Source organism: Robertmurraya sp. (assembly GCF_036676585.1).
GTDB lineage: Bacteria > Bacillota > Bacilli > Bacillales > Cytobacillaceae > Robertmurraya_A.
Genome location: NZ_JAKFCQ010000144.1, coordinates 1 through 12297, shown reverse-complemented (window position 1 = coordinate 12297; position 12297 = coordinate 1). Strand labels below are relative to the sequence as shown.

Below are 12297 nucleotides of genomic sequence, written 5' to 3'. Positions count from 1 at the left end.
AGAAGGATATCGGAATCATTCGCAAGAGCTCTCGCAAGCCCCACTCTTTGCTGCATTCCACCACTCAGTTGATCAGGATAGCTATTCTCGTACCCTTTTAACCCAACATCTTCAATTGCCTTTAGTGCCTTTTCCTCTCTAACGCCTTTCTCGACTCCTTGTACTTCCAGTCCGTAAGCGACATTTTCAAGTACATTGCGATGTGGAAACAAAGCAAACTTTTGAAACACCATTGATAGCTTTTTTCTCCTTGTTTGCATCAAGTCGTTTTTATTCATTTTTGTAATGTCTTGACCATCAATGAGAACTTCACCATCGGTCGGTTCAATCAAACGATTGATTAAGCGAATCAATGTCGACTTCCCACTACCTGAAAGTCCCATAAGAACGAAGAATTCTCCTGGCTTCACTTCAAAGGAAGCATTGTTGACACCGACGGTCATGCCTGTTTCTCTTAAAATTTGTTCCTTGGTCTGCCCTTGTTGTAAGCGCTTAACTCCTTCTTTTGGATTTGAGCCAAACACCTTTGTGAGATTTTTCACATGAATTTTATTCATTTTATAACCCCTTTTTGTATATCTATTTATTTGATAGATTGATAGATTGGTAAGATGTGTATTGTATATAAGAGGAAAAACGAAGAGAGTGAGTAGTTTAAAGTTTTCCTGCCCTTTTATTGTAGCTTGATTGTCATGTGTTTAACAAAGCCGAAATTTCTGTATATTCCGTAGAAATTGTTCGTAAAGTTTTAACTGTACAAATTAGACAGTGGAATGGTTAAAATTCCTCCCGAATGCTCCATAATCCTCCAAAATAATAGGTTTCTACTTTTAAATTCAATATGATAATCTATAGATAGAAAGCTCAGGGAAGTGAAAATATCTTGAATGAACAAGACAAACTATTGAAGGCAAGAGATCGTTTTATTGATTCAATGGCTAAAAATATGAGTCTATATGGAATTACCCATTCGGTAGGAAGACTATATGGATTGTTATATTTTAGTGAAAAGCCAATGACTCTTGATGAAATGAAAGACGAGCTTGGAATGAGCAAAACGAGTATGAGCACAGCTGTCAGACAGCTTCAAGAACTAAATATGGTAGAAAAAGTGTGGAAGAAAGGTGAAAGAAAAGATTTATACCAAGCCGCAGACGACTGGTACGAATCCTTCTCTGCCTTGTTTACCACAAGCTGGCGAACAGGGATCTCCCTTAACATCTCTACTATTAATAAATCACTGAGAGAGCTCCGTGCTCTTCTTGAAAATCCAGAAACAAGTGACGAAGTAAAGGCTTCTGCAGCGTTAGATATTGAAAAATATCAATATGCACTAGATTACTATGACTGGCTTAACCGTTTTGTTGACAGCCTCGAATCAAAGGAAATATTTAATCATATTCCAAAAAAGGAGTAGTGGATGTCTAACCATCCGCTGCTTCTTTTTTGTTTTAATGAAATACCCAGGTTGGGGGAAGCCCAAACCTGTTTTTTTCATTTTTTAGGCTGGTCTATTTGACCGGTGGATGATTTTTGGGGTTGATGCGGGCAATTAGAGAGGTTCTATTTGACCCGTGTTTGGCCTTTTGGTTTGCTGCGGGTAATTAGAGCTCCCCTATCTTACCGGTTACCTGCTTATTCTTCTCTTACGGGCAAATAGAAGTCCTCATTTACCATTCAGCTACTTCCCCCTCTCCTACAGGCACTGACAGCCCCAGCCAAGCAAAATAAAAATGTCTCCTCCCTACAAAACTGCTAAAATATAATTAGAAGAGTAATAAGATAAGGGGTCTTGCGCAATGTTTGAATTATTGCTCACGATGGTTGAACGGTTGGGGATTATTGTCACGATTGCTTTCGTGTTGACACGGTTTCCTTTTTTCCGGGACATGATCTATCAAGAACAGCTTGATCGAAAACAGCAATATACGGCCATCCTATTTTTTGGCTTCTTTGGCATTATTGGAACTTATTCTGGATTAACATTAAGCACGGAAAGCTTACACTTTAGCTCGTGGACAGCGGGTTTGAACCAAGATGAAGCGATTGCGAACTCTCGTGTCGTAGGCGTAGTGATTGCCGGACTGCTTGGAGGTTATAAAGTAGGCATTGGGGCAGGAATCATTGCTGGTCTACACCGGTTCACGCTCGGGGGCTTTACCGGCATCTCTTGTGGGCTAGCCGCCATCATCGCTGGAGTTCTCGCTGGTCTGTTTCATCGCAAAAATAAACATGTTCGATTACAATCTGCATTTTTTATCGGTGCCCTGGCAGAATCCGTTCAAATGCTCATTATTTTACTGATTTCTCGCCCGTTTGAAAAAGCATGGACACTTGTAGAAATTATCGGTGTTCCTATGATTCTTGCAAACGGAATTGGAAGCGCACTCTTTTTGCTAATCATCAAAAGTGTGATTAACGAAGAAGAGCGAACGGGTGCGATTCAAGCACAAAAAACGCTTCGTATTGCTGAAAAAACGCTTAGCCATTTACGTCATGGACTTTCCCAGGATTCGGCAAAAGCAGTTTGTCATATTCTCCATAACGAAATCCGTACAAGTGCTGTCTCTATGACCAATACGAAGGAAATTCTTGCGCATGTGGGGCTTGGTTATGACCACCATCAAGTCGGGAGCCCTATACAAACGCAAATTACTCAGTCTGCTATCCAAAAAGGCGAAACGATTGTTGCTGATAAAAATGCCATCCATTGCCGTGAAAAGAGTTGCCCTCTTGGTGCTGTAGTTGTTGCGCCATTACGACAAAGAGGAGAAACAATCGGAACGTTAAAATTTTACTTTCGTTCTGAAAAAGAAATCACTCCTGTAATTATGGAGCTTGTGTCAGGATTAAGTTCATTATTAAGTAACCAGCTCGAAATCGCTGATGTTGACCGTGCTTATCAGCTTGCAAAAGAAGCGGAGATTAAAGCATTGCAGGCACAAATTAGTCCGCATTTTTTATTTAATACACTGAACACGATTCTGTCGCTCATTCGTCTGGACCCTATGAAGGCACGCAAGCTACTCGTTTCATTGTCGCATTTTTTACGCCAAAACTTGTCCGTTACCACTCAAAGCTTAACTACGCTCGAGCAGGAACTGAAGCATGTGAAAGCTTACTTAGCCATTGAGGAGGCAAGATTCGCCAATAAATTATCGGTCACCTATGATATAGACGAAAACACACTGTTACAAAATATCCCTCCGCTTACGCTTCAACCCATTGTTGAAAATGCGATTAAGCATGGATTTAAAGATAAAGAAAAGAATTGTTTCATCCATATTTCTACTAAAAAAGCACCAACACATATACTTGTCACCATCGAAGATAATGGCGAAGGAATTCCTCCTGAGAGAATGCAGCAATTATTAGCGCAACCCATTTCATCTGAAATAGGAAGCGGAGTCGCGCTATACAATGTAAATCGCCGCCTATCATTTGTATTTGGTGAAAAAACTACCCTTCAAATCAACAGCACATTACAACAAGGTACGAGCATACAGTTTTCGATACCAATTGGGGAGGTGAACGAAGATGGATCCATTCATTAAAGTGATGGTGGTGGACGACGAACCGTACAGTCGCGAAGAATTAAAGCATCTGCTGCAGTCCTTTTCAACGATTCAAGTGGTTGGAGAAGCAGAATCTGGTGAAGCGGCCCTTATGAAGGTATTACAGCTTCAGCCGGATGTCATCTTTTTAGACGTGGAAATGCCTCGAATGAACGGAATGGAATTGGCAAAGGCACTTAAAGAGTTTAAAAAACCTCCTTATATTGTGTTTGCAACCGCGTATCCTGAGTTTGCTGCGGAAGCCTTTCGATATGATGCCTTGGATTATTTGTTGAAGCCTTTTGATGAAGAGCAGCTACACGAAACCATCCGAAGATTAGAAAAAAAGCTTGCGCCGATAAAAGAGCAAAGCAAAACCTCCGGAAAGCTTGCGATTGAAGCAGACGGCGAGATTTTATTTATTGATCCAAAGGAAGTTTACTATATTGTGAGAGATGAAAAGAGTACGAAGCTGGTTACGGAGGATCATGAGCTCATTACAAAGCTCCCTCTTAAAGAGTTTGAATCAAGGCTCGTTCCCTTTGGATTTTTCCGTATTCATAAAAGCTTTCTTGTGAATTTAACCTATGTTAAACGGCTAACTCCATGGTTTAACGGTGCTTACCAGCTAGAACTTGAAGGAAAAAAGGAGCTTCTATCAGTAAGTAGAAACTACGTCAAAGCACTAAGAGCAAGACTCGAAATCTAATTATCTACTTATTATGCAGGTTAATTCAGGTTAACGACATGATAACATTGGAAAACTGCTTTTCAATCCAAAATCCCCCTTTCAAGCTTTCTTGTCTTTTATAATTATTTTTGAAAACGCATTCATTAATATTATAAGGGGGAATTAGTTTGTATACCTTTTTAGCAGGAATTGCCCTACTCATCGTTGGTTATTTTACTTATGGAAAATTCGTTGAAAAAATCTTTGGGGTGAAGGCGGATCGTGCGACACCCGCGTATGTGAATAGCGACGGCATCGACTATGTGCCAATGAGCACACCAAAGAACTCCCTTATTCAGCTTTTAAATATTGCTGGTACTGGGCCTGTCTTCGGGCCGATATTAGGAGCTCTTTACGGACCAGTTGCCTTCATTTGGATTGTCATTGGCTGTATTTTTGCAGGTGCTGTTCATGACTATTTAACCGGTATGATTTCTATCCGAAACAAAGGAGCTCATCTACCTGAGCTAGCGAGCCGGTTCCTAGGAAAAGTGATGAAGCACGTTGTGAATGGCTTTGCTGTTCTTCTTCTTTTATTAGTTGGAACCGTATTTGTCACCACTCCAGCTAGCTTATTGCATGTGGTGATGGACGGAAAAATTGCCTTATCACTTATCATCGTTGCTATTTTTGTGTATTATGTTTTAGCTACTTTGCTTCCAGTGGACAAATTAATTGGACGTTTGTATCCATATTTCGGAGCTCTTTTACTAATCAGTGCGCTAGGTGTTGGAGTCATGTTGGTGGTCACAGGTGCACCCATTCCTGAACTATCATTAACAAACTTCCACCCAGATAATCTACCAGTTTTACCATTGTTATTCTTTACGATTTCTTGTGGAGCTCTTTCTGGGTTCCATGCCACTCAAACGCCAATCATCTCTCGTACCACTCAAAATGAGAAACAAGGCCGTAAAATTTTCTATGGCATGATGATTACAGAAGGTGTCATCGCTATGATTTGGGCGGCTGCTGCCATGAGCGTATTTGATGGTGGTTATGCAGGATTACAAGAAGTTCTAGCTGCTGGAGGACCTGGAGCCGTTGTTAGCCAAGCGTCTACCGCTCTACTTGGTGCAATCGGTGGTACATTAGCGATCCTTGGTGTAGTCGTTCTTCCGATCACATCTGGTGATACAGCTTTCCGAAGTGCACGTATGATTATCGCTGAATATATCAATGTGGCTCAAAAGAAACTGAGCAACCGTTTGTGGATTGCTGTTCCATTATTTGCTGTATCCGCAGTATTGACTCAAATGGACTTTAACTTATTATGGAGATACTTCAGCTGGGCTAACCAGTCCACGGCTGTGATTGCCTTATTTGTTGCTGCCATGTACCTTTACATCGCGAAAAAGAATTACTATATTGCACTCGTGCCAGGAACATTTATGCTTGTAATGGTTATCACGTATATATTAAATGCACAAATTGGCTTCGGACTTTCTATGAATACTTCATGGATTGGTGGATTTATCGGAACAGCCGTCTTAGTCGTCATGTTCTTCCGAGCTGCGAAAAAAGCACGTGCAAACAATCTACCACTTGAAGAAGACATTTCGAATTGGAATCGAGTGGCGTAAAAGTTGAAGCTGACTCTATGTGAGTCAGCTTTTTTATGGGGTAATTGTTGTTATTTAAAATTTTCATAGATGGAGAACATCGGTAACATCGCTGCCATTACGATTAAGCCTACAATACTTCCCAACACAGCAATCATAAGAGGCTCTAAGATGGCACTCAAACGAGTAGACATTTCCTCCACATCGTCCTCATAAAACTCGGCAATTTTTTCAAACATTGTATCAAGCTGACCAGTTTCTTCCCCGATTCGCACCATATGCGTAGTAATCTTAGGGAATACCCAGCTGTTCGCCAACGGAGTGGATAAGCTTTCCCCTCTTCTTAATGAATTCTTTGAGTCCTCCAGCACCTTCGCGACGACTGAATTCCCCGCCACCTCTGCACTCATCGTTAATGTTTGCAGAACGGGAACCGAGCTGGCAAACAGAGAAGCCATTGTTCTTGATACACGTGCTAAAGTGGTTTTCTGCAACAATGTCCCAAAGATTGGCGTTCGTAAAGCGATTAAATCAAGCATATATCGTCCCTTTGGATTCCGCTTGGTGGCAATAAATCCTACTACTAGTAAGATGACAACGGATAAGGCGATATACCATTGATGAATCAAGAAGTCAGACGCTGCCATAACGATTTTCGTCGGAACAGGAATTTCTCCACCTACTGATAGTAAGTTGTTTAAAAGACTCGGAAGAACCTTTGTTAAAAGAATCACGACAACGATGACCGCAACAATGGAAACAGCAATTGGGTACACCATCGCTGACTTTACCTTTTCCTTTACCTTACGATCTTTTTCATAAAAAATGGCTAACCGGTTCATCACATTTTCTAAGTCCCCACTCGTTTCCCCGGCAAGAATCATATTTACAAAAATACGGTCAAAGATTTTCGGAAACTGTGAGCATGATTTTGACAAGGATGTCCCGGAACGAACATCTTGATAAATCGTCTTTAACGCTTGTTGAAACGGCTTTGAAGACACTTGCTCGGACAAAAGATTAATCGCATCGACAATCGGCGTCCCTGCATTCAGCAAGGTAGCTAACTGACGACAAAAAATAACGAAGTCCTGATTCTTTACAGGTGCTCCAATAATAATATTAAGATCCTTATTTAAAATCGACTCTTTTATTTCCTTTAGCTCGGCAATATATAAACCTCTTCGTTCAAGTTCCTCTGCTGCCGCTACCTGATTGGCAGCCATGAGCTTTCCTTTTTGCTCTTTGCCGGTAAGGGAGTCAATTCCCTTGTATTTAAATTGCATGATTTCACCGCCTATAGCGCGTAATGTCCATGATTACTGATGGGCATCCCAATTCGGAATAAACTCATCAGCCGTTTGTTTGGTAATAATCCCACTTTGAACAAGCTCTCTAACTGACATATTCATCGTTTGCATACCAAGAGCCTTATTTGTTTCCAAAATGGATTGTATCTGGTGAATTTTATTGGAACGAATCAAATTTGCAACGGCATGATTATTCACTAAAATCTCCATAGCTGCTCTTCTTCCGTCATCTTTGGCAACAGGTAATAATCGTTGGGAAACGACCCCTACTAACGTCCCTGCAAGCTGGGTACGAATTTGCTGTTGCTGCTCGGCTGGAAATACATCGATGATTCGGTCAACCGTTTGTGCAGCGCCTGACGTATGAAGAGTAGCAAGAACCAGATGCCCTGTTTCAGCAGCTGTAATCGCTGTTCGAATCGTATCAAGATCTCGCATCTCTCCCACAAGAATCACATCGGGGTCCTGCCTTAGTGCCGCTCGTAAACCGATAGCAAAGGAATCGGAGTCCAATCCAATCTCTCGCTGATTCACGATGCTTTTTTTATGCTTATGCAAGTATTCGATTGGGTCTTCTAGCGTTAAAATATGCTTGCTCATATTTTCATTTATAAAATCAACAATGGAAGCAAGCGTCGTGGATTTTCCACTTCCCGTTGGTCCTGTAACGATTAATAATCCTTGTGTCTTCTGAGCAAAAACCTTGATGATCTCTGGGAGATGAAGGTCGAGAAAATTTGGTACATTACTATTGATCACACGACATACGATTCCCACAGAGCCTCTCTGTCTAAAAACATTCACACGAAAACGGCAGATTCCTGGTAAAGCATAGGAAAAATCAACCTCACCTTTTTGGTCAAAATGTTCCTGCAACTCTGGAGTCATAAGCTCCCTTGCCATTTCCTCTGTTTCGTTAGGAGTGAGCGCTTGGCTTCCTACCTTTTTTAACTTCCCATTGATTCTTACAATGGGGGTAACAGCCGTCGTAATGTGTAAATCCGATGCCCCATTTTGAAACGCAAATAATAATAGTTTTTGAATCATCGTGCTTTTCCCCCGTTATTCTACCGTTACGCGATAAACCTCTTCTAAAGTAGTTAATCCTTGTGCTGCTTTTTGCAATCCATCCTCAAACATCGATACAAAACCTTTTGTGTTTACGTACTTACGATAAGCGGAGTCCTGCATCTTTTGTGTAATCATATTTCGTAGCTCATCATCAATGAGGAGCGTCTCATGAATGGCCATACGTCCGCGATAGCCAGAATTATTACAAACCGAGCAGCCTGTCCCTTTTTTCAACTGGCTTGTATCCATTCCTCTAGATTGAAATTGCTCTCTTTCTTCATGTGTTGGCACATACGGACTCGCGCAGTTTTTGCATATTTTCCGAACCAATCGCTGCGCAACAACCCCCGTCACTGCCGATGACACTAGGAAGGGCTCAATACCCATATCCATCAGACGGCTGACCGCTGAAACTGAGTCATTCGTGTGCAGCGTACTTAATACAAGGTGACCAGTAAGGGCTGATCGTAAAGCAATTTCTGCTGTTTCTGTATCACGAATCTCACCAAGCATGATAATATCCGGGTCCTGTCTGAGGATGGAACGTAGACCAGCTGCAAACGTCATACCGATATTCGCTTTAACCTGAACCTGATTAATTCCACGAATCTGATATTCAACCGGATCCTCAACCGTAATGATATTCACTTCATCGGTATTCAGCTTTTGTAACGCGGTGTATAGGGTTGTCGATTTCCCTGACCCTGTTGGACCTGTAACGAGAATAATTCCGTATGCATTGCTAATCATTTTTCGGAAATTCGCTTCGTTTCTCTCTGAAAAACCAAGCTTTTCAATTCCGAGTACCACGTTTCCTGTATCCAACAAACGCATAACAACCTTTTCCCCAAAAACGGTTGGAAGAATCGATACACGAAGGTCAATATTTCTCATATCAATATCCATTTTAAAACGCCCATCTTGTGGAAGACGCTTTTCAGCGATGTTCAGCTTGGACATAATCTTGATTCTTGAGACAAGTACATTATTCATATTTTTCGGGAGGGTTCGCTCTGTTCGCAGGACTCCGTCCACACGAAGACGAATAAGCGTTTCGTGTTCATGCGGGTCAATGTGAATATCACTTGCCCCGACTTGAAGCGCCTGGCTTAAAAGCTGATTCACCATTTTTGCGACTGGAGAATCATCTGACTGCTGTGCTTCTAAAAAGCCTTCATCTTCCTCGTTTAACGGCATATCCTCAAGCATTTTATCAATCGATTTTTGCATACCATAATAACGATTTAACGCTACCTGAATTTCATGCCTTTTTGCTATCGCTGGCTCAATACGGAAGCCGGTGCTCAAACGAAGATCATCAATCGCGAAATAATCGAGTGGGTCCACCATCGCCACAAGCAATTTATCATTTGTCTTTTTAAGCGGAAGCAACTGGTACTTTCTCGCTAATTCTTCATCTATAATATTAATGAGCTTTCGATCAATCTCAAGCTCATACAAATTCACCTTTTTAATGCCGAGCTGGAATTCCAGCACTTGAATAATCGTGTCTTCATCCACGATATTCATCGCAACTAATTGATCACCGAGACGCAAACCAGAACTTTTTTGCTGAAGCAGGGCATCCATTAATTGCTCTTCTGTAATTACATTCGTTTCAATAAGCAAATCGCCTATACGCTTTCGCTTAAGTGCCATTCTGTTGCTCTCCTTTTCCTTATTTATTCGAAAACCGCTTGAAAAGCTTCACAATAAAACACTCGTGCAGAAACACTAGCATCCATGTTTCCCTTTTCAGTATTGAGGGAGTATGTGACATTCTCTATGTGAAAAACTCTCGGCATCTTTTCAAGCTTATCCACGAACTCATTGATGTCTTCTTCATTGCCATTCAAGGAGATTTGTACATCGTTGAAAGAAACCGTAAACTCCTTGACTTCACTTACTCTTTCTTCAAGAAGCTTGTAAATAGATTCTGGGAATAAACTACTCCACTGATCCTGTTCTACCGTTCCTTCTGTAGAAGTTGCTGCTTCTGCTTGAGCTTCTTCTTCCGATTCGGTTTGGAAAGAGATATTAGAAACCGAAGTTCCAGTTTCCCCTTCTGTTTTTTCAATATCTTTGATTACCTGCTCTATATTCGGACGTCCAGGAATTCCTTGAAATAACTCCTGCTTCTCCGCTTCGGTCATTGTCTGTGGCTCTAATGATTGGAGCACCTTTTCATAGCTGCTAGTATCAGCTTCAATTTTTTGTAGATTTGCTGCCTTTTCTGCTTTTTCCGCAGCAAGTGGTCGTAAGATAGCGAAGTAGAAGATTCCACTAAATGCAACCAGTATCGCGATCGCAATAATTAGTATCTTTTCTTTTAGCAAACTTTCTAATTTCATTGCTGCTCACCTTCTAACGTCACAACTGTCGCCTCAAAATATGCTTCGTACAAATTTTTCTCTGTATTTAGACTAATACTAGTCACCTTTGCTTCTGTCACAAAGTCAGCCTGTAACAACTGCTGAAGATAGGTTGCTGCTGCATCTTTCGTTGGGAATAAAACCGTCATGGACAGTGCACCCGTATTTTCAAACGTATAATTAGAGACAGAACCACCTTCGGGGAGAAGTTTGTATAGATCTTCTTTTAAGGTAATTGGGTTTTTATAAATTCCATTTAAAAATCCATGAATTTTATTATATTTATCTACAAAATTATATTCTGTCACACCCGTTCTGCGGCTCGTAATCTCCGCTAACACCGTATCTCTCGCTTCTGTACTCGTTGCAATTTTCTCGTCTAGCTCGTGGACCGAACTTTTTCCCGTAATAAATAAAATAATGAGTAATGCGGAGATCACAAGAAACAAGCCTGCTGCGCCAAGTAAATACGGCAATCTATTTAGCCTGTTTCTCCTCTCCTGTGGCAATAAATCTATGTTAATGTTCACTACGATCTCTCCTAACTACCACCATTACTTTTTCCACTTCTTCTTTACGGATTCATTTCCTTTAAGAGCTAGTCCAATCGCAACGCTTGTTGAGTTCAGAAGGTCTTTTTTAGGGAAATTCTCCGAAACAATCTTTGAAAAATCAAGATCTACTACTTCTACTTCAAGCCTGTCTGATAATACAGAAACGAACTGGCAAGCATTTTTCCCCGTAACGATGACTCGTTTAAAATTGCTATTTCCCTTGCTTAAAGAAAAACGAAAGAAGTTCTGTGCTTTCTCTATTTCAGTAACAACATCGTTAATATAAGTCTCTTCGTAAATGGCTGTCTCCTCAACTGACACAGCCGCCTCTACTAAACTCTCAACAAAACCATCAAATGGCAAGACATCACTTGCTGAAAACAAATCTTCCTGTTCCGTCTCCATTGCTCCCACTGTCATTGTTCTTGAAAAGGCAATGGTTTCATTAGCAAAAATATGAATATCAATGGATTCCTTAGATAAATCAACAACCATCTCGGTTTCACGTAGCCATTCTGGGTTTGTATGTGAAATCAATCGCTGTAATGCTGTCCCGCGAATCTCCGCGCTTAATGGCTTCAATCCTGCTTGAATACTGACTTCTAAAATGTCCTCAGATAACGGTAAAGACGTCGCAAAAAACAGAATATCCGCTTTATCGGTTTCCTTCTCTCTTAACTCAGAAGCAAACTCCACAGCCGTCAATTTTTCGATATCCAACTGCTCGTCGGGCTCCGCCTTAATTGTCCCGATCTTCACAAAATCATAAATAGACTTTTCAAAAGGGAGATGAATACTTTCTCCGACCTGGTATTGAAGAAGCTTCGCAAGCGCTTCTTCCTTTAAATCAGGAAGCGAGGTTATTCTCCTCACAATAATGTTTTGTGTTGGAAAGGCCAGATGAACATGCTTGTCCAACACCTTCTCCTTCAACAAGTCGGCTATACTCTTTATATCGGCTATTCTTGAATTTTCTATTATAGAAATCTTTGTATCTATCACATCTATATCGAATAAAACAGGTTTGTTGTTTTGGATTTGTACCTTCGCAGTTGTGATATACTGATCGCGAAAGTCTATGCCAGAGAATGTATCGTTTTTCTTGAAATTGAACATGTTGCACCTTCTTTCTGTTGTTGAATTA

11 protein-coding genes are annotated in these 12297 nt (G+C 40.9%); 4 read left to right on the top strand and 7 right to left on the bottom strand.

Annotated features, from left to right (window positions below; genetic code table 11):
- On the bottom strand, positions 1–557 hold a 557-nt coding region (locus ACGLXV_RS18090), incomplete at its 3' end, for an ATP-binding cassette domain-containing protein (protein ID WP_391559732.1).
- A 323-nt stretch (positions 558–880) separates the two neighbouring features.
- Here ACGLXV_RS18090 and ACGLXV_RS18085 point away from each other — a divergent pair.
- The 4 genes from ACGLXV_RS18085 to ACGLXV_RS18070 all read left to right on the top strand — a co-directional run bounded on the left by ACGLXV_RS18085 (position 881) and on the right by ACGLXV_RS18070 (position 5867).
- Positions 881–1417 (top strand): GbsR/MarR family transcriptional regulator, encoded by a 537-nt coding sequence (locus tag ACGLXV_RS18085; protein WP_391559733.1) that lies wholly within the window; start codon positions 881–883, stop codon positions 1415–1417.
- Between the two features lie 382 nt (positions 1418–1799).
- Positions 1800–3554, top strand: a complete 1755-nt coding sequence (locus tag ACGLXV_RS18080; RefSeq protein WP_391559731.1) for a LytS/YhcK type 5TM receptor domain-containing protein — start codon at positions 1800–1802, stop codon at positions 3552–3554.
- On the top strand, positions 3538–4263 hold the full coding sequence (locus ACGLXV_RS18075) for a LytR/AlgR family response regulator transcription factor (RefSeq protein ID WP_119710342.1): 726 nt from the start codon (positions 3538–3540) through the stop codon (positions 4261–4263). Before ACGLXV_RS18080 ends, ACGLXV_RS18075 begins: the two co-directional genes overlap by 17 nt.
- A gap of 149 nt (positions 4264–4412) precedes the next feature.
- A complete protein-coding gene (locus ACGLXV_RS18070) occupies positions 4413–5867 on the top strand; it encodes a carbon starvation CstA family protein (RefSeq protein ID WP_391559730.1) in 1455 nt (484 codons plus the stop codon).
- A gap of 50 nt (positions 5868–5917) precedes the next feature.
- Here the strand turns inward: ACGLXV_RS18070 and ACGLXV_RS18065 are convergent, their stop codons facing one another.
- The 6 genes from ACGLXV_RS18065 to pilM all read right to left on the bottom strand — a co-directional run.
- Positions 5918–7132: a type II secretion system F family protein gene (locus tag ACGLXV_RS18065; protein WP_391559729.1), complete on the bottom strand. Its 1215-nt coding sequence runs from the start codon at positions 7130–7132 to the stop codon at positions 5918–5920.
- Between the two features lie 33 nt (positions 7133–7165).
- Complete coding sequence (locus ACGLXV_RS18060) at positions 7166–8203, bottom strand: type IV pilus twitching motility protein PilT (RefSeq protein WP_391559728.1); 1038 nt, start codon at positions 8201–8203, stop codon at positions 7166–7168.
- Positions 8204–8218: 15 nt separating this feature from the next.
- Positions 8219–9886 carry a type II secretion system ATPase GspE gene (gene gspE, locus ACGLXV_RS18055; protein WP_391559727.1) on the bottom strand — a complete coding sequence of 556 codons (1668 nt, stop codon included), beginning with the start codon at positions 9884–9886 and terminating at the stop codon, positions 8219–8221.
- A gap of 23 nt (positions 9887–9909) precedes the next feature.
- Complete coding sequence (locus tag ACGLXV_RS18050) at positions 9910–10578, bottom strand: hypothetical protein (protein WP_391559726.1); 669 nt, start codon at positions 10576–10578, stop codon at positions 9910–9912.
- Positions 10575–11129 carry a hypothetical protein gene (locus ACGLXV_RS18045; RefSeq protein WP_391559725.1) on the bottom strand — a complete coding sequence of 185 codons (555 nt, stop codon included), beginning with the start codon at positions 11127–11129 and terminating at the stop codon, positions 10575–10577. The genes ACGLXV_RS18050 and ACGLXV_RS18045 overlap by 4 nt, the downstream gene beginning before the upstream one ends.
- Before the next feature lie 24 nt (positions 11130–11153).
- Positions 11154–12297: type IV pilus biogenesis protein PilM (pilM, locus tag ACGLXV_RS18040; RefSeq protein ID WP_391559724.1), on the bottom strand; the 1144-nt coding region annotated here is incomplete at its 5' end.